Source organism: Sorangium sp. So ce590, assembly GCF_051521365.1.
GTDB lineage: Bacteria > Myxococcota_A > Polyangia > Polyangiales > Polyangiaceae > Sorangium.
Genome location: NZ_CP150346.1, coordinates 10,465,490 through 10,488,397, shown reverse-complemented (window position 1 = coordinate 10,488,397; position 22,908 = coordinate 10,465,490). Strand labels below are relative to the sequence as shown.

Annotated in this window: 24 protein-coding genes and 2 pseudogenes; 12 read left to right on the top strand and 14 right to left on the bottom strand. The window is 69.4% G+C overall.

Annotation, left to right across the window (positions count from 1 at the left end; all coding sequences use genetic code 11):
- The first annotated feature begins 218 nt into the window (after nt 1-218).
- Nucleotides 219-737: a hypothetical protein gene (locus WMF28_RS39850; protein ID WP_437598907.1), complete on the top strand. Its 519-nt coding sequence runs from the start codon at nt 219-221 to the stop codon at nt 735-737.
- A gap of 265 nt (nt 738-1,002) precedes the next feature.
- Here WMF28_RS39850 and WMF28_RS39845 read toward each other — a convergent pair whose 3' ends face one another.
- Nucleotides 1,003-1,614, bottom strand: coding sequence for a glutathione S-transferase family protein (locus WMF28_RS39845; RefSeq protein ID WP_437598906.1), 612 nt, complete (start codon nt 1,612-1,614; stop codon nt 1,003-1,005).
- Between the two features lie 19 nt (nt 1,615-1,633).
- Between WMF28_RS39845 and WMF28_RS39840 the strand changes: the two are divergent.
- Nucleotides 1,634-1,753: pseudogene (locus WMF28_RS39840) on the top strand (carboxylesterase family protein); the annotation flags it as partial.
- Between the two features lie 13 nt (nt 1,754-1,766).
- Here the strand turns inward: WMF28_RS39840 and WMF28_RS39835 are convergent.
- Nucleotides 1,767-2,309, bottom strand: coding sequence for a nucleotidyltransferase (locus WMF28_RS39835; protein ID WP_437604356.1), 543 nt, complete (start codon nt 2,307-2,309; stop codon nt 1,767-1,769).
- Between the two features lie 13 nt (nt 2,310-2,322).
- Nucleotides 2,323-2,589 (bottom strand): hypothetical protein, encoded by a 267-nt coding sequence (locus tag WMF28_RS39830; protein WP_437604391.1) that lies wholly within the window; start codon nt 2,587-2,589, stop codon nt 2,323-2,325.
- A 44-nt stretch (nt 2,590-2,633) separates the two neighbouring features.
- On the opposite strand from WMF28_RS39830, the gene WMF28_RS39825 reads away from it, so the two are divergent.
- Entirely contained in the window at nt 2,634-2,918 is a 285-nt protein-coding gene (locus tag WMF28_RS39825; RefSeq protein ID WP_437598904.1) for a hypothetical protein, read from the top strand.
- A gap of 259 nt (nt 2,919-3,177) precedes the next feature.
- On the top strand, nt 3,178-4,086 hold the full coding sequence (locus WMF28_RS39820) for a hypothetical protein (protein WP_437598903.1): 909 nt from the start codon (nt 3,178-3,180) through the stop codon (nt 4,084-4,086).
- Nucleotides 4,087-4,145: 59 nt separating this feature from the next.
- Here the strand turns inward: WMF28_RS39820 and WMF28_RS39815 are convergent, their stop codons facing one another.
- The 4 genes from WMF28_RS39815 to WMF28_RS39800 all read right to left on the bottom strand — a co-directional run bounded on the left by WMF28_RS39815 (nt 4,146) and on the right by WMF28_RS39800 (nt 10,397).
- Complete coding sequence (locus WMF28_RS39815) at nt 4,146-6,041, bottom strand: hypothetical protein (RefSeq protein ID WP_437598902.1); 1,896 nt, start codon at nt 6,039-6,041, stop codon at nt 4,146-4,148.
- A 191-nt stretch (nt 6,042-6,232) separates the two neighbouring features.
- Nucleotides 6,233-9,190 (bottom strand): RHS repeat-associated core domain-containing protein, encoded by a 2,958-nt coding sequence (locus WMF28_RS39810; protein WP_437598900.1) that lies wholly within the window; start codon nt 9,188-9,190, stop codon nt 6,233-6,235.
- A complete protein-coding gene (locus WMF28_RS39805) occupies nt 9,105-9,872 on the bottom strand; it encodes an RHS repeat domain-containing protein (RefSeq protein ID WP_437598899.1) in 768 nt (255 codons plus the stop codon). Before WMF28_RS39805 ends, WMF28_RS39810 begins: the two co-directional genes overlap by 86 nt.
- 273 nt (nt 9,873-10,145) lie before the next feature.
- Nucleotides 10,146-10,397: a hypothetical protein gene (locus WMF28_RS39800; RefSeq protein ID WP_437598898.1), complete on the bottom strand. Its 252-nt coding sequence runs from the start codon at nt 10,395-10,397 to the stop codon at nt 10,146-10,148.
- Nucleotides 10,398-10,887: 490 nt separating this feature from the next.
- Between WMF28_RS39800 and WMF28_RS39795 the strand changes: the two genes are divergently transcribed.
- From WMF28_RS39795 to WMF28_RS39765, 7 genes and pseudogenes are all read left to right on the top strand, one after another.
- A complete protein-coding gene (locus WMF28_RS39795; RefSeq protein ID WP_437598896.1) occupies nt 10,888-11,808 on the top strand; it encodes a hypothetical protein in 921 nt (306 codons plus the stop codon).
- Nucleotides 11,809-12,012: pseudogene (locus WMF28_RS39790) on the top strand (carboxylesterase family protein); the annotation flags it as partial.
- 101 nt (nt 12,013-12,113) lie between these two features.
- The gene (locus tag WMF28_RS39785; RefSeq protein ID WP_437598895.1) at nt 12,114-12,341 is read left to right on the top strand and encodes a hypothetical protein; all 228 of its coding nucleotides are present in this window, start codon (nt 12,114-12,116) and stop codon (nt 12,339-12,341) included.
- 178 nt (nt 12,342-12,519) lie between these two features.
- On the top strand, nt 12,520-13,146 hold the full coding sequence (locus WMF28_RS39780) for a JAB domain-containing protein (RefSeq protein ID WP_437598893.1): 627 nt from the start codon (nt 12,520-12,522) through the stop codon (nt 13,144-13,146).
- A 454-nt stretch (nt 13,147-13,600) separates the two neighbouring features.
- The gene (locus WMF28_RS39775) at nt 13,601-13,774 is read left to right on the top strand and encodes a hypothetical protein (protein WP_437598892.1); all 174 of its coding nucleotides are present in this window, start codon (nt 13,601-13,603) and stop codon (nt 13,772-13,774) included.
- A 137-nt stretch (nt 13,775-13,911) separates the two neighbouring features.
- Nucleotides 13,912-14,067 carry a hypothetical protein gene (locus tag WMF28_RS39770; RefSeq protein WP_437598891.1) on the top strand — a complete coding sequence of 52 codons (156 nt, stop codon included), beginning with the start codon at nt 13,912-13,914 and terminating at the stop codon, nt 14,065-14,067.
- A gap of 111 nt (nt 14,068-14,178) precedes the next feature.
- Nucleotides 14,179-14,430, top strand: coding sequence for a hypothetical protein (locus WMF28_RS39765; RefSeq protein ID WP_437598890.1), 252 nt, complete (start codon nt 14,179-14,181; stop codon nt 14,428-14,430).
- A gap of 160 nt (nt 14,431-14,590) precedes the next feature.
- Here the strand turns inward: WMF28_RS39765 and WMF28_RS39760 are convergent, their stop codons facing one another.
- Nucleotides 14,591-15,235, bottom strand: a complete 645-nt coding sequence (locus WMF28_RS39760; RefSeq protein WP_437598889.1) for an HNH endonuclease — start codon at nt 15,233-15,235, stop codon at nt 14,591-14,593.
- A gap of 511 nt (nt 15,236-15,746) precedes the next feature.
- On the opposite strand from WMF28_RS39760, the gene WMF28_RS39755 reads away from it, so the two are divergent.
- The gene (locus tag WMF28_RS39755) at nt 15,747-16,529 is read left to right on the top strand and encodes a hypothetical protein (RefSeq protein WP_437598887.1); all 783 of its coding nucleotides are present in this window, start codon (nt 15,747-15,749) and stop codon (nt 16,527-16,529) included.
- 16 nt (nt 16,530-16,545) lie between these two features.
- On the opposite strand, the gene WMF28_RS39750 is transcribed toward WMF28_RS39755, so the two are convergent.
- The 6 genes from WMF28_RS39750 to WMF28_RS39725 all read right to left on the bottom strand — a co-directional run bounded on the left by WMF28_RS39750 (nt 16,546) and on the right by WMF28_RS39725 (nt 22,864).
- On the bottom strand, nt 16,546-16,785 hold the full coding sequence (locus WMF28_RS39750; protein ID WP_437598886.1) for a hypothetical protein: 240 nt from the start codon (nt 16,783-16,785) through the stop codon (nt 16,546-16,548).
- A 255-nt stretch (nt 16,786-17,040) separates the two neighbouring features.
- Nucleotides 17,041-18,819, bottom strand: a complete 1,779-nt coding sequence (locus WMF28_RS39745) for a hypothetical protein (RefSeq protein WP_437598885.1) — start codon at nt 18,817-18,819, stop codon at nt 17,041-17,043.
- 407 nt (nt 18,820-19,226) lie between these two features.
- The gene (locus WMF28_RS39740; RefSeq protein ID WP_437598884.1) at nt 19,227-20,177 is read right to left on the bottom strand and encodes a diacylglycerol/lipid kinase family protein; all 951 of its coding nucleotides are present in this window, start codon (nt 20,175-20,177) and stop codon (nt 19,227-19,229) included.
- Nucleotides 20,178-20,311: 134 nt separating this feature from the next.
- A complete protein-coding gene (locus WMF28_RS39735; protein ID WP_437598882.1) occupies nt 20,312-20,668 on the bottom strand; it encodes a hypothetical protein in 357 nt (118 codons plus the stop codon).
- 159 nt (nt 20,669-20,827) lie between these two features.
- Complete coding sequence (locus tag WMF28_RS39730) at nt 20,828-21,841, bottom strand: YihY/virulence factor BrkB family protein (RefSeq protein WP_437598881.1); 1,014 nt, start codon at nt 21,839-21,841, stop codon at nt 20,828-20,830.
- 303 nt (nt 21,842-22,144) lie between these two features.
- Entirely contained in the window at nt 22,145-22,864 is a 720-nt protein-coding gene (locus WMF28_RS39725) for a MerR family transcriptional regulator (RefSeq protein WP_437598880.1), read from the bottom strand.
- Nucleotides 22,865-22,908: the final 44 nt, after the last annotated feature.

Sequence of the window (22,908 nt, the reverse complement as noted above, 5' to 3'; positions counted from 1 at the left end):
GCGCGACGGCGCTCACCGGAAGCAGGTTTTGTCAGGCCATTCTCGTCGAGATGCCGTCGCGCACGCGGCAGATACCATCCTGTAAAATTCTGGTGTAGGTAGATGTCCGGTGCCATGGCACGGTGCCAGAGCGTGAGAAGACGCTCTGCGGGAGCGGCGGTGTTCGCCGTTTCGTCCGAGTCGGAGCAGCGTAACCGTTATTGTCAGGAGCAATCTCGATGAAGAGCCTCAACTTTGCAGCGATTCTGGTCACGGTGTGCGCGGTGGCGGCCTGTTCGGATGACGGCGGCTCGGGGGGGGACGGCGGGGCGGGCGGTGGGGGCGGCGCGTCCGGCACCACCACCTCCTCCTCCTCGTCGGGGCCGAGCTCGACGGGCACGGGCGGCGACGGCGGCGGCGGCGGCGAGGGCGGCGAGGGCGGCGGCGGCGACTGCCCCACGCAGTGCTTCGAGGACCACACGGCGGGGGCCCTTGAGTTCCTCCAGCTGACGCTCGACACCTGCGGCTGTGCGGAGGGCGCGACGTGCGCCAGCGCCTGCGACACGACGGATCCTGAGACCGACGTCTGCGGGGACGATGGATCCGGCGACCTGCGGGCGATCGAGGGGAACGAGGCGTGCCTGAACTGCGTTGACGGGCTCGAGGCCGAAGACGCTTGCATCGGGACGGTCGAGACGGGATGCAGCGCCAGCGAGGGGTGCGCCGCGTTCGCCACGTGCGTGGCCGCCTGCCCGTGAGACCGTAAGGGTGGTCTCGCCCCCGGCTGCGCCGCTCCGGCGCAGCCTCGATTCATCGCCCTCCCTGAACGACAGCGCGCGAGGCCGGCGACGACCTGGCTGAGCTCGAAGCGCCCCTTGCGCCGTGATCACAAGGGCTCGCGCCGCGACTGGGCGAGCCCGCGTCGATGTGCTCGAGCACCTTGCGGAACCTGATGTGGTAGGCGTCCGTGGCTGCTGTGATCGATGACAGCCCTCCTCGGCGATGGACAAGCTAGCCTCCTCGCTACGACACCGCCCGTCTGGATGCCGGACGCTGGCAGTGCAGATAGACGTACTTCATCAGCCGCGGCCGGTCCTCGAGCAGCTTCAGGTGGTTCACGATATGCAGGATCGACGCCATCACCAGATCCGCGGCGGTGAAGTGGCCCGCGGCGAGGAAGTCGCGGTCTTCGACCTCAGCGTCGACGACATCGAGCAGCGCGCTGAGTCGAGCGTGGTGCTTGGCGAGCGCCTCCTGCGCATGCACGGCGGTCTTCTGCTCCTCGGGCAGCTGCGCGTGCCCGTGGAGCGCCATCACCACGGGAGCGAGGGTCGCCTCGGCGAAGAGCAGCCATTGATAGTACGCGCCGCGCTCGGTCGAGCCCGGCGGCGGCGCGAGCTGTTTCTCCGGGAAGCGGTCCGCGAGATAGAGGCAGATGGCCGACGGCTCGAGGAGCGTGAGCTCTCCGTCGACGAGCGCGGGGACCTCGCCGAGCGGGCTCACGGCGAGATAGTCAGGCGTCTGGTTCTCCTGCTTCGGGAGGTCGAGCCTCACGAGGTCATACGGCACCTCGAGCTCTTCCAGCAGCCAACGGGGGCGAACCGAGCGGGTGCGAGGCGCAAAATATAGCTTCATCGCACGGGAGGGTAACTCCATCCGGGCGTCTTCGACCCGCCTTCCGCGGGAACGATCCATCCCCTATGCCGCGCCTCCGGTGGGCGCTCTGCGCTGGCGCGCGCCGCGTCCGGTGTCGCCCTGGACCGAACCGCGGGATTGGCCCGCTCATCTCATTGCCGGCGTACGGCGGTGGCGCGTGCTGTGCGGATCAGACGCTCGAGGCGGCGGAGCAGCTTGTCCTCGCCGAGGGCGGCCTCGAGCTCGCCGAGGAGCTCGCGGATGCGATCGAGGTCGAGGTCGTGCTGCTCGAGCAGCACGCCGCGCACGTCCTCGAGGTCCTTGGGGCGGCCGGCCAGGACCTTGGTGACGACCAGGTCTTCCGGGCTGATCATCGGCACGCGCACGCCGCCGAGGTCGATCAGCCTGCGGCGCGCCAGGAACTCGATGTGCAGGCTCGACGCCGCGATCACCACGTCGATGGGCATGCTGGTCGAGCGGTGCACGAGCGGGAGCAGGCGGGCTTCGCGGAGGAAGTCCTCGCCGAGGTGGATCCGCAGGTCGAAGCCCGCGCGCGAGAGGTCGTCCACGAGGGTGAGCGCGCTGGTCTGCGCGAGGTCGATGGTGACGTCGACGTCCGCCGTCATGCGGGGCCTGCCGTAGGCCACGGCGGCCTGCGCGCCGAAGACGTACCAGCGGAGGCGGCGCCGCCGCAGCGCCGCGGCGAGGTCAGCGAGCAGGGCGACGGCGGCGGGGCGGGACGCGGTCGAGGGCCTCGAGGACGCGGAGGTGCGTGGCGAGGTCTTCGCCGCGTTCTTCTTCGCCCGGCCAGCCGGGCTTTTGCGCGAGGACTTGCTTGCGGAGCTCATCGGCGATCCGGATCCCGGCGGCTGGGCCGTGCTGCCTCTTCCAGTCGCGCCAGTAGAGCTCCTTGTCGCGCTGGGCGGCCGCCCAGCCCTGGCGAGCGAACCGCCGGAGCTCGTCAGCGTTGCGCATCGTGACCAGGCTACCACGACGGCAGCGCCGGACCGAGGCGTGCCTTGCGATCACCAGGTCGGGCCGGCGAGCGGGTGGCGGCGGATGCTGAAGTCGAACTCGGCGAGGGGGTCGAAGGCGTCGTCGCCGAGGGGGGGCCGGCCGTGGCCCTGGGAGAGCGCGAGGAGCAGGTCGGCCAGGTCGGCCGCGTCGGTCCAGTGGGGCGGGTCGAGCGGCCCGGCAGGTCGCGGTCGTCTTCCTTGAGGGCGTTGATGCGGCGGGCGATCTTCTCGAGCCTCTTCATGGCGCGGTCGTCGACCTGCATCCGCTGCTCGAACAGGCTGCGGTAGACGGAGTGCGCGATGGCCTCGCGCGACGTCGTCGCGGAGCGCGAGGCAGAGCGGACGAGCGGCACGCGCGGGCCACGGGGCCGTGGGTGACGTGCCCAGGCGTCAGAGCGCGCGCAGGTCACACGGCGTGACCAATCGAGGGAGGTGCCCGGAACTGAAGAGGTGGAGGCGGCTGCTCCGGCCCCTGCGACCCGTACCCATGGGCCTGGCGCGCCGCTGGAGAACTCAGCATGGCTGCAACCACCCGAGAGACGACCCGATGCCCTCTGTGACCCATGAAGCCCTGGTGGAGCTGTTCAAGAACCGACCGACGCTGGCCGCCGAGATGCTCCAGGACGCGCTCGGCCAGCCGGTGCCGGCCTTCACGGAGGCGCGCGTCGAGTCCTCCGACCTGACGGAGGTGATGCCGTCGGACCGGAGGGCGGACGTCATCGTCGTCCTGCTGGTCGGCGAGCAGCAGCGGCCCGCGATGGCCATCGTCGTCGAGGTCCAGCTCGGCGTGGATCCGGACAAGCCGTACGTCTGGCCGGTGTACGTCACGCAGACGCGGGCCCGGCACCGCTGCCCGACGTGGCTGCTGGTCGTGACGATCGACGCCGGGATCGCGCGGTGGTGCTCGCGGCCGATCGAGACGGGCCACCCCGGCTGGACGCTGATGCCGCTGGTGCTCGGGCCAGCGGGCGTCCCGGTCGTCACCGACGCCGAGCAGGCGAGGGCGGCGCCCGAGGTGGTGGTGCTCTCGGCCATGGCGCACGGGCGGGGCGAGGCGGGGGAGGCGATCGGCGTGGCGTTCCTCGGGGCGGCAACCGGGCTCGATGAGGAGCGCCGCGCCGTGTACGGGGACCTGGTGCTATCCTCGCTGAACGGTGCGGCGAGGCGGACGTTGGAGGCGATGATGAAGAGCGGATACGAGTTTCAGAGTGACTTCGCGCGCAGCTATGTGGCGAAGGGCCGCAAGGAGGGCATGGAAAAGGGCCGGAAGGAGGGGATCGTCGAAGGCAAGGCGCAGGCCGTGCTCGCCGTCCTCGAGGCCCGCGGGCTGGAGGTCCCTGCCGAGGTCCGGGAGCGCGTCCTCGCGTGCACCGACGTGGCCGAGCTGGACCGCTGGATCCGCCGTGCTGCATCCGTCGGCGACGCCAGGGAGCTGCTCGCGACGACCGGCTGCTGAGCGCGCACGGCCTCCGGAAGCCGTCCAAGGACTCGGTGTCCTGCAGGACGCATCGCTGGCTACGGTAGCCACCGGCCCACGTCGGCGATCGCGCGGGCGGCGCCCACGAGCGCCGCTGTGCCACCCAGTCGTCGCAAGAGCGGAGAGAGCTCGGTGAGGCTGCCGAAGCCCACCAGCATCCCGGGATATTCATCTGTCCAGTCGTTCCCGAGCTCGTTGCAGAGGACCCTGGCTGCATCGGCAAGGGCCATCCAGGGCGCGCATGCCGCCAGAATGCGCAGCGCCAGCCGGTCGCCGTGCGCGCAGTATGCGGTCATGACCTCTCGTACGGCCTTCTCGCGCATCTCCTGGGGAAGATCGGGCAAGATGCCCGCGAAGGCGACCATCCGCGATTCCCCTTCTCGGCTCTCCGCCAGGCCCCAAGCTTCCTCGGGCGAGAGGTCCGTGGGCCGAATCACCAGGTCTCTCGACAGGTACCCGTCGACCTCCTCGTGCTTCGCGCCCGCGCGGATCCGACGGGTGCGCTCAGGGTCCGCTGCGCTCTGGTCCGTCGCCACGCAAGGGATCGGCCGGGGAACGATCTCGCCAAGACCTGCGCACGCATCTGTTGCCCACCGCTGAACCAACTGCTGCTCCGAGCCTGTCAACGCGGAAGCTAGCGTCACAAGCGCCTCGGCACGCTCGCGCGCAGCTCCAGCCGGCTTCTTCAGATCGACCGATGATTCAACATAAGGTGTTGTTCGGTAGTCTACTTCCTCGTGACTTCCCTCTTTCGCGAACAAAGCTCCTTCGACCAGCGCGCATCGAACAATGGCGCAGGCCAGCGTTGCCCTTTCGTGCTCGGCTGCTCCAGCGCACTCTGGACTGCACGCTTCGATGAGCGCGTCCTCGGCGGCGTAGCGTGCGCGACGAGCGTCGGTGGTGAACCCGACCAAGCCTCCGGGACGGCTCATCCAGATCTGGAGCCACTCGGGCGACACGAGCCTCATCAGTTCAGACACAGAGACAGAGCGCCGCTTCATATGGGCGCCCAGATACTCCACGAGATACGGCGGCCACGCATCGGGCAAGACCGCTCCGCCCGTGAGCGCCGCCAGACCCCTCCCGATGATAGTATCCTCAACGGACGCGACCTTGTCCGGGTCCATTGTCCAACTTGCACGGCTCGCATCATCGCGGAAGGAATATTTTTCATCGTCGCTCAGCAGGACGAGCCTGTGGGCAGAATGCGGCCCGTTCTTGAAAGCTTCGAGCCCGGTCGCATCCAAGCCGACTGCCGAGACGAGATCATCGTTCGATACGGGAGCGAGCACCGTCCCAAGTGCATCGAAGAAGCGGATCAACGAGGGTTCCATCTCGTCAGTTTTCTCGGCGATTGGCCGCGCGGGCGTCGATTCTCGCGAAGCGTCGCTCTCGCCGGCAAGCAAGAAAAGGCTCGTCTGCTCCGGAGACCAGGCGAGGCGTTCATGCAGGCCCAGACCGCGCGCGGAAGAGCTCTCCGGGCTGGTGGAGACAATGATGTGCGCCCCATCATAGGCCTCACCCAAGAATGGCATTCGCCTGTGCGGCCAACCATCTGCCGCCCGCTCGACCCCGTCCACGATCACGAGCAGCTGGGGACATTCCTCGTTGGGAACCGAGGAGACCGAGTCGACGCTCCGCAGCGCCATTCGGATTGACAGCATCAGCTCCTCGGGACTCCGCGGCCGACTGAAGATCGCCGTTGTTGAGCTCCGAAATAAGCCGAAGAACAGCTTCAGCATATCGCGTTCGACCGCGGTCCCAAAGCACGGACTTACTGGCACAAAGACCACCTCGGCTGCCTTGCGCTCCACGATCGATATCGCCCACCGCGCCAGGAGGGCCGTACGTGCCCCCGGATCGGCGCTCACCGCCAAGGCGCAGGCAGGCCCGCCGGCAAGCCAGTCGTCAAGTCGTGCGAGCAACGAGAGCATCTCCGGCGGAGTCGGCCGAACGAGGACCTCTTCCGCGATAGTCCGCCAGAACGCGGCAAGCCCGCGATGCGACCGCGCGTAGCCTCCCTGCGGACCGCGCAAGGATTCGAGGGCACCCCGTCTCGCAGCAAGCTCCGGACCGTCAGCCGAGTCGTCGATCCCCTCCGCCCCCTCCGCGCACGTGCGTGTGCTCATCGTGCTCCATTGAAAATCTTCGCGGTGGCAGGATTATAGGTCGACTCGCCGTTCCAAGGAGCGGTTTTCCCAGGTCGGGTCGGCGGGTGTCCCTGGACAGAGGTGTGTGGGATCCCCATCTCTTTCAGCATCGCCTTGCAGACGGGGCAGGGATTGGCTGCCACTCGCTTTCCACGCTTGTAGTTGTCCGCATTGCCTTCGTACGTCTCCAACGTGTAGCCTTCCTCCTGGAAGACCTTGGCAATGTCCGCTTTCGTGGCGCCAGGGCCCAGCCGATGTGCCAGGTTGGTCAGCGCCGATCGCTCGGCGCAAGGTTTGCCGTCAGGAACGGCGCTGTGCGACGGCGGAAGGGGCCGACCCGTGTTTTGATTATGTCCATCGGCGACGATGTTCCCCTGGCGGTCCTTGATGACCGAGTACATCAGCCCCTCGACGTCGACCGCCGAGGTCGGGCAGTTCGCCGCGTACGCGAACACGTTGAGGCCGCCCTCGATCCCGAGCGGATCGGCGCTGATGTACCGGCCGAGGCCAGGGTCGTAGTAGCGATACCTGTTGTACGAGAGCCCGGTCTCCTCGTCCGCGTATTGACCCCGGAAGCGCAGCGGCGTGCTCGTCCGAGCGCCTTCCGCCGCTGTGGCGGAACCCCACGGGTCGCGCGTGAGCTCGCAGCCGATCTGCCCATCCGATCCGACGAGCACCTCGGGCGCGCCGGAGTCGTCGTTCAGGTAATGCCACCACGCCGACACGGTGCGCGTCCCGCCCTTGGCGTGCGCTTCGCGGTGCGCGACAGGGACGGTCTTGCCGTGCTCGAACACGTAGGTTCGTTCGTCGACGATTGGGTTGCCTTTGGCGTCGGCCCTGCGGCGGATCTCATGCACGAGCGCCCCGCCATCCCAGACGAAGCGCGTCGCCTCGAGCACGCGCTCGGACGCGTCCACTGCGCGGGCCAGGAGCCGCTTGGCGACGCGCCTGCCAAACGGATCGTACTCGAACGCGACGATCAGGCCATCGGGGCGTTCGACCCTCGCCAGCATGCCCGACGCGGACCAGCGATACCGCGTGATCTCCTCCTCGCCTGACGGCGAGCGCGTGCGCTTCATGGTGAGGCGACCGTCGTCGTCCCACGTGTACTCGGCGTCTCCAGCACGCTCGATCCTCCCGCCGGCCGCGTACGAGCGCGGCGGAGCCCCGCGCGTGACGTCGTGCAGGTTACCCGCGAGATCATAACGAAACGAGGCTACCTCGCGCCCATCACGGAGCACCTGGGCGAGCTGGCCGACCGGATCGTAGGCGTACTGCATGGTTCCACCGCGTGCGGTCCAGTGTTCCTGGAGGAGGCCGGTCGGCGCGTACCGGCGCCTCTCGGCGTACACCGTCCCCGGCGGCAACCTACCGACCCAGGCGGGCTCCAGGGAGAGGTCCCTGCCCGCGACGCCGGGGGCGCTCGCCACGATCCGCCGTGCGGCGAGGCGCCCGAACGCGTCGTACGCCATGTCAATCCGCGCTCCGCTCTTGAGCGAGCGCGTCAGCTCGCGCCCCGAGGGATCGAGGCTGGACACGGCCTCGGCGTGCCCGTCGAGGAAGAGTGCCACCTGCTGCCGCGCGAAGTCGTAGGACCACTGCGCCGCGTGGCCGAGCGAGGTGCGGCGAGCGGCAACCTCTCCGGTGTTCCGGTAATCGACGTGCACCGTGACAGGAGCGCCCGCGACGTCCTGTGTCTCGGCGACGATCCATCCTCTTTCGTTTCTGTCGAACGCGAAGCGACCCGCGGCGTTCACGGCGAAGACGATCTCGCCGCGCCCATTGTACTCGAACGATTCCTCTGTTCCATCGTCGAAGGTCCGCTTCGTGAGCTGCCCCGCGAGATCACGTTCGTACTCGGTGCGCTCTCCTTGCCCGTTCCTGAACCACACCACCCTGCCCATCGGGTCGTAGCCGTACCGCAGGACGCGGCCGTCGAACGTGCGTTCGCTGACGACGAGCCCGGCGAGGTTCCTCTCGTAGCTGTGCACCTCGCCCCGGCCGTTCGTGATGCGCATGAGCCATCCTTCGCGGTTGTACTTCAGCTCGGTCACTTCGCCGTTCGGCCTCTCGATGCGAACGGGCTTGTGAAGCCCTGCATAGTACATTCGCGTCATCTGACCATCGGGCTCGGTGATGCGCACGAGGTTGCCGGCGCCGTCGTAGGCGTAGCGCTCGACCGACCCGTCCGGCGAGGTCATGGACAGGAGGCGCCCCCCGTCGGAGTAGCTGAACGCCGTCCGTCCGCCGCGCGCATCCCAGATCTCGACGCATCGGCCCCACGCGTCGTAGCGCGCCCGTGTTTGCGCGCCCGCCTCGTCGATGTGCTCGACGACATTACCCTGCGCGTCGCGGTGGAAGACGAGCATCCTGCCATCGGGCCAGCGGACCTCGACGGGCAGGCCTCGTGGATCGAAGCGAACCGAGCAGGTGGCGCCGATCGGATCGGTCCAGAACAGGGTGTCGCCTCCGCGCTCGACGCGGGTCGTTTCCCCGTCCGGTCCGATGACCGCAGTGATCTCGCCCAACGCGTCGCGCGCGATCACGGTGCGACGGCCAAGCGGGTCCACGACTTCCAGCTCGCGCCCCATGACGTCGCGCTTCCAGGTCGTCCGCGCCCCGAGGGGATCGGTGAACGAGGTGAGAGAGCCTCGCCGGTCGTAGGTGCGGTCAAAGACGCCGAGCGGGGTCACTGCCTTGTCGACCAGCCCGTGCGTGTTGCCGAAGTACCGGTGGAGAGCCACCGAGTCGACGACCTCGCAGTAACCGTCCCCTGAGTATTCGAGCTTCGTGTGAAGGATCCCCTTGGCCCTGGTGACGTGATCCGCAAGCATGTCGGGGACGTCGTCAGCCAGGCTCGGATCTGCCTTGCCGGGGTACTCGCCCCACGTCTCGATGCACCGGCTTTCGCCGTCGTACCGAAAAGAGAACATGAGGCCCGTCGGGTCCGTGTACGACGATCAATCGATTGCTCTGGTCGTACGCGTACCGCGTGACGTGTCGGTCGGCGTCCTCCACCTCCGTGAGCCTGCCATCCGCGTCGTACGCGTAGCGGGCGAACGCGACCCGCCTCCCCTGGGCGACGGTGTTTTTCGCCTCAAAGGCGGCGATGCGGCCGTCCCGCCCGCGCAGCACGCGGACGACACGGCCCGAGGCGTCCGTCACCTCGATGAGAAGACCACGATCATAGGCGAGGACGATGCGGTTCTGCGCTTGGTCGCCGATCACCGTCAGCAGGTAACGCTCGCCCTCGTCGGAGACGACGTGCGCGCCGAAGATCAGGTGCCGCCCATCGGCGAGATCGAGCCGGAAGCCGGTCCCTTCGCGGTGGACGACCCAGCCGTGAGGGCCGATGATCCCCGTCCCCGGCGGCACCTTACCGATGTCGTGCTCGATGCCGTCGAACGAGAGGATACGGAGCGATCCGCGGCGGAGCAGGAGCTGCCAGGCGAGCGAGTGGGTCCACCCGAACCCGATGCCGACATCGCGGTCGCGCGCGCTGCTCGAGTACGTACGCTCGATGACGAGCGGCAGGGGGCCGGGAAAGGAGACGTCGACGGCCGGCACAGTGAAGACGCGCCCGGTCACCACGTCGACGGGATCGCCGCGCGACATCCTGCCGCTCGTGCCGGAGCCATGATGGTTCGGGCACCCACCGCCATCGGTCGAGCCGGTGCCGCACGAGCCGGCGCCCTTGCCGCCACCGTCTGCGCCATCGCCTCCGCCACTGCCGCTGCCGCCCTGGCCGTCGCCCGCGCCGTTGCCTTTACGACCGCCGGAGCCTCCGCCACCGCCTCCGCCCCCCCATCACGAAGACGCCGGGGTTCATGCCGGGAATGGCAGGGATGTTCGGGACCGGGGCGGTACGGGCCATACGCCGACGATACATCAGCGGACCGGGCGTGCGGAGCGGCTGCGGCAGGAAGGGACGCCGGGAAAGCCGGGGCGCTCAACCCGGGTCGGCAGCGCCTTGCGCAGCCGCGCGGTCTGCTCGGGCTTGAGCGGCGGCGAGAGCGTCACGCCCAGCATGTCGGCCACCTCGCGGGTGCTCGGCGGCCTGGCCGGCCTGGTGCTGCTCGGCTTCGTGGTGGGGCTCGGGCTCTTCTTCTTCGTCGTCTGCTTCGTCGTTCGGGTTGCCATGGAGTCCTCCTGGCGGGTTCAAGGTCGATGATGGCTTCGCCAGCAAGGAATGATGGGTCAGCCATCATTCCATCCTGGAGCGTTCATCGTCGAAGCCTGCTGGGTCAACCCCGGAGAAAGATCCGGTCGACCTCCAGCACGGATTCAGCACCCTCGCGACGGGCGCAATGGTGCGCGTCCGCCGCGACGCCCGCCTGAAAAGATCCAGCGGGCGTCAATGGTGATCCGGGGAAGTCCGGGGACGACGCGATTCGGGATGTCGTCGCGGAGCGCGAGGCAGAGCGGACGAGCAGCACGCGCGGGCCACGGGGCGGTGGGTGACGTGCCCAGGCGTCAGAGCGCGCGCAGGTCACACGGCGTGACCACCCGAGGGAGGTGCCCGGAATTGAAGAGGAGGAGGCGGCTGCTCCGGCCCCTGCGGCCCGTACGCATGGGTTTGGCGCGCCGCTCGAGAATTCAGCGTGGCTGCAACCACCCGAGAGACGACCCGATGCCCTCAGTGACCCATGAAGCCCTGGTGGAGCTGTTCAAGAACCGGCCGACGCTGGCCGCCGAGATGCTCCAGGACGCGCTCGGTCAGCCGGTGCCGACCTTCACGGAGGCGCGCGTCGAGTCCTCCGACCTGACGGAGGTGATGCCGTCGGACCGCCGGGCGGACGTCATCCTCGTGATGCTGCTCGGCGAGCAGCAGCGGCCCGCGATGGCCATCGTCGTCGAGGTCCAGCTCGGCGTGGATCCGGACAAGCCGTACGTCTGGCCGGTGTACGTCACGCAGACGCGGGCCCGGCACCGCTGCCCGACGTGGCTGCTGATTGTCACGATCGACCCGGAGATCGCGCGGTGGTGCGCGCGGCCGATCGACGCGGGCCACCCCGGCTTGACGCTGATGCCGCTGGTGCTCGGGCCGGCGGGCGTCCCGGTCGTCATCGACGCCGAGCAGGCGAAGGCGGCGCCCGAGGTGGTCGTGCTCTCGGCGATGGCGCACGGGCAAGGCGAGGCAGGGGAGGCGATCGGCGTGGCGTTCCTGGGAGCGGCGGCCGGGCTCGATGAGGAGCGCCGCGCCGTGTACGGGGACCTGGTGCTATCCTCGTTGAACGCAGCGGCGAGGCGGACGTTGGAGGCGATGATGAAGAGCGGATACGAGTTTCAGAGTGACTTCGCGCGCAGCTACGTGGCCAAGGGCCGCAAGGAGGGCATGGAAAAGGGCATGGAAAAGGGCCGGGAGCAGGGGATCCTCGAAGCCAAGGCGCACGACGTGATCGCCGTCCTCGAGGCCCGCGGGCTGGAGGTCCCTGCCGAGGTCCGGGAGCGCGTCCTCGCGAGCACCGACCTCGCCGAGCTGGACCGCTGGATCCGCCGTGCTGCGGTCGTCAGCGACGCCAGGGAGCTGCTCGCGACGACCGGCTCCTGAGCCACCGGCGCGGGCAGCGTCCTGGATGCCCGTCGGCTCGCCGTTGGCGGCGATGTCGTCGTCGTGACGATCAACTTCCGGCTCGGCCTCTTCGGGTTCTTCGGGTTCTTCGGGTACCGCGGACTCGACGGCTCGGGGATCTTCGGTCTGCAGGATCAGCAGGCGGCGCTGCACTGGGTGCAGCGCAATATCGCGTCATTCGGCGTGTTGGACGAGTACGTAGCGCAGTTGCGGGAGCGCGGCGTGTCGTAACCTGTCGCCGGCGCGCGCAGCGGGACGGGGCGGACCGCGAGGGCGGTGGCGACGTGCACCTCGCCACCGCCCTCGGGAAGCTCGCCGCCACGTTCGGCGTCCGCGTGCTGCTGCGCGAGGGGGCTGGCCCGATCAACGGCGCGATGCGGCGCGAGGGGCTGGTCGACGAGGGCAGCCTGCTGGTCGCCCCGGTCGCCGACGACGCGGTCGGCACGCCGTCGCTCTTCGACGTATGTGACCGGAATAGAAGCATGGCCCTATTCATGTGCTGGTGCCAATGAGTTCAGCGCGGATCTCAGATGCGATCCGCAGAGCGTCGCTGTCGCTCGCCGCCACCGGCCTTTCTTCGCTCGAGATCGCCGCCTCCCTCTCGCTCCCGCGCCCCACGCTCGCCACCCGCCTCCGCCTCGCGCGCCGCCTCTTCGCCCGCGCCCTCACCCGCTTTCGGAGGTGGCCCCGATGAGCCGCGCCCCCGTCGACGCCCCCGCCGAGACGGCGGCCGAGCTGCCGACCGCGACCGAGGCCGCCCTCGTCGAGATGGTGCTCGGCCTGCCCGGCGTCGGCCCGCGCATCCTCGGCACGGCCGCTCTCCCCTCCCTTGGTCGCCTCTCTCCCGTGGCCCTCGCCGAGCGCACTCAGATCACGCTGTTCGACGCGACCCGGCTCGCCGCCGCCTTCGAGCTCGGCCGCCGCTACCACGCCGCCCGCGCGCGCCGAGGAGCGCTCCTCACCGACGCCGCCCGCGTGGCGCGTTACTTCGGCCCGAGGCTCGCTTCGCTCGTCCACGAGGAGCTCTGGATCGCGGCGCTCGACAGCCACGGCCGCGTCCGCGAGACGCGCCTGCTCGCCCGCGGTTCCGATGACGCCCTCTACGCCGGCCGCGCCACCATCCTGCGCACCGCGCTGGACATGGCCGCCCAGAGCTTCGTCCTCGCCCATAACCACCCCAGCGGCGACCCCACGCCCACCCGCGAGGACGAAGCGATGACCCTGGAGCTGCGCCACCTCTCCGCGGAGCTGCACGTCCCGCTCACCGCCCACGTCGTCGTCACGCCCAGCGGCCGCTACGCCGCCGTCCACGAGTAGCCCATCGCGAGTAGGTCCTCGCGGAAGGCTGCGCCCCTGCGCATCCCTCCAGCACACCGCCCCGGCCGGCAGCTCCGCACCCCTCCGGCGCGGCACGGGCTCCGAAGCACGTGAAGCCACGCGCGCCCCACCCAGGGTACCGCGCCCCGGTCGACCCGCACCGGCGCGCCGCCTCCGGCGACCACCGGCGCGCCGGCGTCCTCACCGGGCGCCCGGTAGCGTGAGCCCGACGCACGACCGTCGGCGACGGCGGGCCCGGCGGCCGGGGGCTCCTGGATGAGCCGGCGTTCCACCTCGTCCCGCGACCCGATAAGGGAAGGTGAGGGCCGAGCTGTTCAACGCGGTGGAGCTCGAGCTGGCGGCGATCTGGCCGAGATGACGAGTTGGTGCGCAGCGGTTCGCCGCGAGGCCGGGGCTCGTCCATCGCAGCAAAGCAGGGTACGCTCCATCCACGATGGTCGATCCTGAAGCGACGCCTCCGGTCTACAACGATGACGGTGTCGACCTCACGCTCATCCGCTGGATGCTGAGCCTCACTCCAGCAGAACGGATCGCCACCCTCCAGGCCCACATCGACTTCGTTACGCTCGCGCGAGAGCCGCATGCCCGCGTCGACGAAGATCGTTGATCTGCTCGGGGTGCTCGCCCGGCATCAAGTCGACTTCATCGTCGTCGGTGGCGTCGCCGCCGTGATTCACGGAGCGCAACATGGGAGCGCTCGATCTTCTGGGCACGATCGAGGAAGAGACGTCGTAGGAGGAGCTCTTGGCCGATAGCGAGGAGTTGGATCTCGGCGAAATTCCGATACGCGTCATCACGCTCGAACGGCTCATCGCGATCAAGGAGAAGCTCACCCGTCCCAAGGATCAGGTGATGCTCCTGGTGCTTCGCGCGACGCTCGACGGACGGAGACGACGCTGATCGTCGCGCTCAGGGGGCGTAAACCCCCGACCGTCCGCGCGCCCGCCCGCCTCGCCAGGGACCGGCGGCGAGCGCTTCCCGTGCGAGCGGTTCTTGCTAGGCTCATGCTGTATGTCGATGGTCGACACCTCGCCGCACGCGGATGCACGCTACCATGAGCTGCTCCGGCGCATGCCTCCGGAAAAGCGGCTCGAGGCTGCGATTCGGCTGAGCCAGGCGGTCCGTGAGCTGGCCGTCGCGAGCATCCGTGCTCGCCACCCAGGGGCGGACGACCAGGAGCTTCGCGTCCGCCTTACGGTGAGACTGTACGGGCGCGATTGCGCGCGCCGGCTGTTCGGTCACGTGCCGGCCGACGCCACGTGACCTCATGAGCAGCTCGACGGATGACGATCGTCACCGCACGCCGGCGCTGGGCCCAGGTGGGCTGGCACCCGCCCGCGTAGCGCTGGCTACCCCCTGAGCGAGATGGTGCTCGGCCGTAACCGCCTCCGCGCGGACGGTCGCGATGCCGCTGGTCGGGCGCTCACTTCATGCCACGGAATTCGCTGGGTTGGGGATATTTTACGGGGACGTGCTCAATCGAGAACGTCACCGATGGCCTGTCCACGAGATTCGTGCCCATGATTTGGCGTGCGTCCGCCTCCGCCATCGCGAGTTTCAGATATCGGCGCAACAAGAGCAAGGGAGGAAACTTCTCCTTGGACGCGTACCACTCGAGCAGGTCTCGTGCATTTTTGCTGCTGTTGCAGGAGCGGCACGCCCAGACCAAGTTGTCGCCTGATTCGGGACCACCTCGATGTCTAGGGATCAGATGGTCACCATGGAGCTTTGGCGGCGGCGTAGCGCCGCAGTAGACGCAACGATCACTCGGCATGTCGCGAACATCGGCGAAGAGCGAACCGACCTTCATGGTGCCCGCACGAAGCCCCTTGAACAGCTTTGCGCGGATCATCCAGCAGCGAGTGTCGTAGCGCGCGATCCCAGCCTTCTCAGCGGCACACGCGGCCGCGAGACAGGCGTACGACCAATAGAGCAACTCGCCAACGGTATCGACCTGGCCGGTTCGCTTTTTCGTCGGAGTAGGTGCAGCCGGTTCCGAGGAGTTCGAGTCCAGTGAGCGCTCCGCGACGCGCGCCTTCCGTCCTCGGGATTTGGCATGTTCTTCCATGACTCTCTCGGGATGATGGGTAGTTAATATTCACGGTCTGCGCCACAGCTTCTGCCGGACGCGCGGAGGGGCTCGCCAGGCGAACGCCATGCCATACGCTCGCCCACAGCTTCGCGACGCACCTGCTCGAGGCGGACACCGACATCCGGACGATTTAGATATTGCTCGGCCACAAGGATGTGCGAGCGACGACGATCTACGCCCACATCACCGACGACGGCCCTCGCGGCGTCATCAGTCCTCAGGGCCGCTGATCGCCGCCCCCACGTGGAGCGCCTTGACCCCCGACCCCACCGCGTCGTGCCGCCTCCACGCATCGTGAAAAGATAGCATATCCGAGGCCTACCCCGCCTTGTCAAGGAGACCAGCACAGGCGCACGCGGGCTCCGCCGCAGACTCGAGATGGTGCTCGGCCTCCCCGGTGCCGGCCGCGCATCCTCGGCGCGGCCGCCCTGCCGTGGGCGCCCAGGCTCCTCGCTGCCAGGCTCCGCGGAGATTATGCTGCGCCGCCATGCGCGTCCTCCAGCTCGTCGTTCCCTCCTTCCTCGCCCTCCACACGCTCGGGTGCCTGGGATCGTCCGGCGCCGCGTCCTCGCATCCCTCGGCGTCGACGGGCTACTCCGCGTCGGTCGGATCGTCCCTGTCGAGCGGCATGGGCGCCGTCAGCGCGGTGTCTCCGAGGGCGAGCCCGGGCGGCTTCGTCGTCCGGCCCGATACGATCGAGATCACGTTCGTGCTCACGGGCCGCGGCGCCGATCCGCGCGCGATCCTGGCGGATCTCAAGACGCGCGCGCAGGCGATCACGCAGCGGCTCGGGGAGGCCGCCGGCTCCCCGGTCACGAGCAAGATGCGCGGAGTGTCCACGTCCGCGGACGGGAGCGAGCTCGGCGAACCGGCCGTCTACGTGGTTCGCGTCGACGGCTCGATCGACGTCGCTCTCGCGGCGGAGCAGGACTACTGGGCACGGAGCGGTCTATGGGTGTCGCTCGTTGCGGCGACGCGCGATCTCGTCGCGGCCATGAAGTCCTCCGAGACGGGCGTCGACCTCGGCTTCTCCGCGCCGCGTCCCCTGCTGAAGGACGCCGAGAAGCTCCGCCCGAAGCTCCTGGAGCTGTGGACGGAGAGGGCCCGTCAGCTCGCGAAGATCGCCGAGTCGGACAAGGCTCCTCTCGCGATCGTGGACTGCTCGCCTCCGGGCGACATCGACCAGCGCGTCGTCTCGCTCGAAGAGATCGCCCTGAGCCTGCCGGTGAACTGCAAGCTCAGCTCCACCGCCGCCGCGCTCGCGCCGTGAGGCGCTCTCCGATCCCTCAGCTCCCCGGGAAAACGATGACGGCGTACTCCGGGTCCATGACGCCGCCCGCGGAGAGCACGGGAGCAGCGGAGTCCACCGCGGAGTTGTCGCGGCGATACGTGAGCCACGCCGTACAATCCCCCCGGTGAACCTTCCCGAGCTGGAAACCGAAGCCCTGAAGCTGCCCGTCGCGGAGCGCGCCCGTCTCGCGGAGACGCTTCCGGTAAGCTTGGACGAGCTCTCCGCGGAGAAGCACTGGCGTCTTCTTCGTCTTGGTTCAGGGGGCCATGGAGTCCCCCTGGCGCGTTCAAGGTCGATGATGGCTTCGCCACCATGGAATGATGGGACGGCCATCATTCCATCCTGGAGCGTCCATCGTCGAAGCCTGCGGGGCCAACCCCGGAGCAAGGCCCGGCCAACCTTCCGCATGGGTCAGCAACGTCGCGAAGGTCGTGAAGGTGCTGGAGGGGATCCAGCCTGCGGGAAGTTGCTGAAGCCGCGCGACGGCGCTTCAGCGCCAGACGAAGCGGTAGCGCTCGGGCCCACCGTAGATGCACAGCTCGCGCTCCGTCTTGTCCCACGTGTCGCCCCAGAGCCGCGCGCGCACCACGACGGGCTCCTCCGGCGCGGGCGGCGACGGATCTCCCTTCACACCGAACACCGCGACGGCGGCGTCGGGAGCAACCTGGAGCGCCACCTGGAGGGCGAGCACCAGGTCTCCCTCGCTGCACGCAGCGACCGTTGTCCGTGGCTCGCGGTTGTAGGGGTCTCCCGCGACCTCGTTCACCGAGACGCCGTCGCGGTACCACATCGAGGCATGCTGGTCCGTGCCCTCCGGCACCGGCACGGCACCCAGCGCAGCCGCGATCGCCAGGCCGACACACGCCTTGATCTGGCAGGAGCACGGGAACTCGTCCTCGTCCGCGCTGGCGGCGCCGAGGCGCTCGAGGCACACCCGCCAGGACCCGGCGATCGGCGTGGGCTCCAGGTGCTCGTCCTCCAGGTGAACCGCGCCCTCGGCGTCGACGGCGTAGCTCACGCTGCCCAGGATCTCGGCGCCGATCGGGACGAGCTGGCCCTCGTCCACGCTCTCGGCCTCCTTCGCCGCTGGCCGGTCCGGCCACGCGCCGACGATGCCGAACGGCCCCCACTGCAAGTTGGCGAAGCGGAGGCCGCCCAGGCGCTCTTCGAAGTCGAGCGCCGCCTCGTGCGCCGGCAGCTCCCAGCAGGAGAGCAGGTGCTCGAGCGCGGCCCGCTCGCCCTGGCGCCGGGGGTCAACGCGCGCGCTGAGCCGCAAGAGCCCACGGACGGCGCGCGGCGTGAGCAGCGGGCGCAGCATGTCCTCGGCTCGGGTAAAATCACGGATGCGCGCACCGCGAGCGTCGACCGTCTCCCAGGACAGCAGCGTGCCCGCGAAGAGCCGTGTTTGCTCCAGACGCGGAGGCCCTGGCGGCGCCCACACATGGCCGGAGGTGCCCTCCTCCCCAGCGCCCGCGAGGAGCGCGACCGCGCCGCCTTCGAGGAGCACCTCGGGGGACGGCGCCACCGGCGCGCTCCTCGGCGGTTCGATCTGCAGCTCGGCGGCGGCTATCGTGAGCTCGGCGCCTATCGCTTTGCACGCCGAGCCCGCGGCGCGCAGCGCGGCGACCGCGTCCTCCAGGACGGGGGTCCACACGAGCGTGTCGCTCTTCCCCTCGTCCCGGAGCGGGTGTCCGTCAGCGATGACGAGCGAGCCGCGGCGGAAGAAGCGGTGAAAGCCGTCCGTGGCCTCGACGGCCGGCTTCGCCCCGAGCGCTCCTGCGAGCGCCGCACCCACGTACGGCCGGAGTCGCAAGCGCAGCACCCCTTTCGCGAGCGGCTCGACGCTGGCGAGAAGGGCGATCTTCTCGAGCAGCGTCCAGGAGCTCGTGGCCACCGGGGTGAGCTCCTTGTCTCGCGGCGCGGCGCGCATCCGGTGGAGCACGCCGCGGGCATCGATGAAGTACACGGCTCCTCGGCTGCAGCCGACCGGGACGGCAACTTCTCCGTCGGGCGTTCGCCTGGCCGGCCAGTGCACTATCTGGCGCGCTGACGAGAAGGTGAGCGAGAGCCCGAGCACAGAGAGGCCGCCGACGTCACGGTGAAACTGGAGCGCGGAGTCGAGCTCCGGGAGCCCCTTGCCGCGCAGGACGGCCCGGAGCGATGCTTCGTCCACACGGCCAGCCTCTTCGATATGCGCGCCCCCGGCAGTCAGCGTGCGCCGCGCGTGCTCGGACAGCTTCTCCAGGATGATGTTCAACACATCTGCCATCCGCGTGCTCATATCACACGGGCCTCTCGTGGTTTTTGTGACGCTGGTAGCTCACGCCCTCGGGAAGCGGGCCTTTGATCCAGCTCGGATCCTTCGAGCTCGAGAAGGTCGCGCGCTCGCCGATCCCCCTCTTCGCCCCCTTCTTCCCGGTCAGCGCAGGATAGCCTTCTTGGATCGTATCCAGTGTAGGCCCACCCCACTTCGGGTGCAGATTCGCGAGGAGCTGCCTGCAATCGGGGCACCGGGCGCGGTCGACGGGGCGCGGGGCCCTTCGCTCCGGGCGCGGCTCGCGGTGTCGCTACGACGGCGTTTCAGGATGCGACAGCAGCTGCCACGAAGCGGCTTCGTCCAACCGGGCACGCGCCGCGCTCGCCTCCCGCCGCGGCGCTGCCCCTCGCCGCCCTCGCTCAATCCGCCGGCGCCAGGACCTCGATCGCCTTCGGCTCGATCGTGACCGTGAGCGGTAGCCGTCCGAGCGGCTCGCCGTCCACGTCGAGCAGGAACGCCCGCTCGACGTCGCGGTTCAGGAGCGTGAGCTCGATGCGATCGCACTGGAAGTGGCGGACGTCCGGGTGGCGGATGTGCGCGCCCGTGTACATGCCGGTCGACACGGCGGCGAAGCGCAGGTGGGGCGCGCCGCCCAGGTCGATGACGTCGAACACGCCGTCGTCGGCCCGCGCCATCGGCGCGATCTGCATGCCCGCGCCGAAGAACCGGCCGTTGCAGATGCCCACGGTGCGCGTCGTGAGCTCCATCTCGCGCCGCTCCCCGCGCAGCGTCGCCACGCAGCGCACCCGGCCGACGCGGCTGCGGACGAGGCCGCGGAGCGAGGCCATCGTGTACGCGAGCGAGTTGCCGAGCACCCGCGTCGTCTCGCTGACGATCTGATCCACGAGCCCGCTCATCCCCGCGGAGAGCACGTTGACGAAGAACGCCTCGGCTCGCCGGCCGTCGTGCGTCTCGTACGAGAAGCGGCCCACATCCATCGGGCGCGCGATGCCGCTCGCGATCGCCGTGCAGTAACGGTCGAGCCGGTGGTTCAGCTTCAGCGTCCTGCAGAGATCGCCGCCCGTGCCCGCGCCGATGATCCCGAGCCGGGTGCCGGCGGCGCCCACGTCCCTCGCCTGCATGAGGCCGTTCACCACCTCGCTGACGCTGCCGTCCCCGCCGACCGCCACGACCGTCTCGCGCCCGTCGAGCGCGGCCTCCCGCGCGAGGTCGACGGCGTGGCGCGGGCGCTCCGTGCGCACGATGTCGACCTCGCCAAGGATGCGCCGGATGGGCGTCTGCATCCCGTCGAAGAGCTTGCCCGTATTTCCGCCGCTGGACTGGGGATTCACGATGAGGAGGGGGCGCATGCGGGCCCCGATGCTAGATGCCGCAGGCCGCCCGGCGCGAGGTGTTTTTGTGGAGCGACGCGCGCGCCGCCCGCCAGCAGGTAGGTAACGCCGCGCGCGATCTCCGCCGTGGCCCCGCGGGGGCTCGCCCCGGATCACGGCTGCTTCGTGCAACCGCAGCCGCAATCGTCGCTGAAGTAGGTCCAGCCCGGCTCGCAGACGAAGCGCATCCGGGCGCACTGGTCCGGGCTCTGCCCCACATACTTGAGGAGCGGGCCGTCGATGCAGCCCTGCTGGCTGCCCGTGCCCGGCGCGCCCCCGGCGCCGACCGGATTGCTCCCCCCTGGGCCGACCTCCTGGTCCGGCGTGCCGACGGCCTCGGCGCCCCTGCCGGCTCCGGCCGGCGCCGGGGTCGTGGGCGCGCCGCTCGGGGCGCTCTGGCAGCCCGCGGCGAGCGAGCCGATCAACACGAACACGAACAGCGACGTGGAAGCGATGACTCTATGCGGCATGCAGGAGGCTCCGGTGAACAGGGGGAGACCCGAAGGGCGGGCCCCGGCGGCCGCGACGGCGGCAGCCGAGATGAAGTGGCGGCCGAGGTGCAATCACAGCCGAGGTGTCGAGGTGAATGCCGAGGTGAATGCCGAGGTGAAGAGGAGAGGCGGCGTCGATTACGCCCTCCCCCGATGGAGCTCCGAGCGGCCCGAGCGGACGGGGTCGGGGAGCGCGGCGTCGCCGCCAGCGCCCGTGTCGCGCGGGGGACGGCCGGCGCTGGCCGGGAGCGCGGTCCCTTGGCACGCCTCCTTCGCGGCCTCGGGGATGTCCACCCCCGTGTCGCTGGCATCCTTGGCGCCGGTGCGCTTCCCGTCCGGCGAGCGGTGCTCGATGATGGCGTTGATCTCGGCCCCGAGGAGCACCGCCATCGAGGAGATCCACATCCACATGAGGAGGATGATGACGCCGCCGAGCGCGCCGTAGCTCACCTCGTAGCTGCCGAACCGGCTGACATAGAAGGAGAAGCCCAGGGAGGCGATGGCCCAGATCACGACCGCCACGACCGACCCGGGCGTGATGAACTTGAACTTCTGCTCGACGTCGGGGAGCACGTAATAGAGCGCCGCCAGGACGGCCATCACGATGAGCGCCGAGACCGGCACGCGCAGCCAGAGGATCGGCGTCGCGAGGGGGCCGAGGTGCTCGGTGACCGCCGGCGTGGCCACCGCGATCGCCGAGGCGACCGTCAGCAGGACGGCGCCGCCGAGCGTGACCAGGAGGGCAATCCCGCGGCGCCTGACGAACGACCGGCTGTCCTCGACCCCGTAGGCGGAGTTGAGCGCGTCCATGAGCGCGACAACGCCGCCAGAGGCCGCCCAGACCGCGCCGAGCGCGCCGACCGTCAAGATCGCCGGGCTCTGCCCCTCGGTGAGCGCCTGGATGCGCTCGCCCAGGATGTTGGCCACGGCGGGCGGGGCCATCTGGTAGAGCTCGCGCACCAGCCGCGCGGACTCGGCCGGATCGATGACCAGACCGGCGAGGGCGACAGCGAAGAGCAGGAACGGGAAGATCGAGAGGACGCCGAAGAAGGTCAGCGCAGCAGCGACGGTGTCGATCTTGTCCTTGACCCATTCCTGCTTGAGATCGTTCAGAAAATCCTTCCAGCGGATCTCTTTTCCGGGCAGGTACATGACGGACCTTCACTGCAGGGGCGCACGAGGCGCCGTTGCGTTCTTCCTGGGCAGCATACGCCGGGGTGGCCGCCCGTGAGAGAGCAATGCGAGTGCCAGGCCGGGCGCCGGGCGGGGGGACGGGGCACGGGAGCTGTCAGCCCGCCCGCGTCCTCGCCCGGGAATACCGCTCGCGCCGGGCGCGTGCCGGCTCCACCTCCGCGCGTGGGGCGAATTGCCACACGCGGCACAAAGGCCACATCACGATGTGTGCGGTCTGGCGCCCCGCACGGCGCGCACGGTCGCGACGCTCAGGCGGGCGATCTAGCGCATCGCCTTGCCGATGAACTCGTGCAACTCGGGATCCATCCCGTGCTGGTCCCTCATCGCCGGCTCCTGCTGGCGCATCCGGTTGAGCGATCTCTCGATCTCGGGGTTCTTCCCCGTGAACGCGTCGATGAGGACCCGCATGCGCTTCACGATCTGCTGCACTGGCTCGCTCTTCGGATCGGAGCCCTTCTGCATCTCCGCCCGCATGTCATCGTAGATCGTCTTCCACGCGCGCTCCGCCTCGCGCATCTTCTCCGGGCCGATCGCCTCCGCGCGCTGCTTGAGCTCCGCGAGCTGCTCTGGGGTGTAGTACGCCTCGATCATGGTCATCACCTCGATGGTTTGAAGGAGCTGCTCCACAGAGACGTCCTCTCCCGCGCGCAGCACGTGCGCCAGCCCCTCGAGCCGCGCGCAGAGCTTCTGCTCCAGCGCGATCTGCTCGCGCAGCCGCGACAGGTGCAGCTCGATCGTCTGCAGCGGTGAGAAGCCCGGCTTGTCCAGACACGCGGTGATCTGCTCCAGGCTGAAGCCGAGCTCGCGCAACGACTTGATCTGCTGGAGCCGGGCGACGTCGCCCGCCGCGTACATCCGGTGCCCCGACGCCGTGCGATGCGACGGGGAGAGCAGGCCGATCTCCTCGTAGTAGTGGAGCGTGCGGACGGAGAGGCCGGTCTGCCTGGCGAGATCGCCGACTTTCAACGGTGCTGAACGCATGATGCTTCCCCTGTTTCCAGGGCGGGGGAGGACGTCCATGCCCC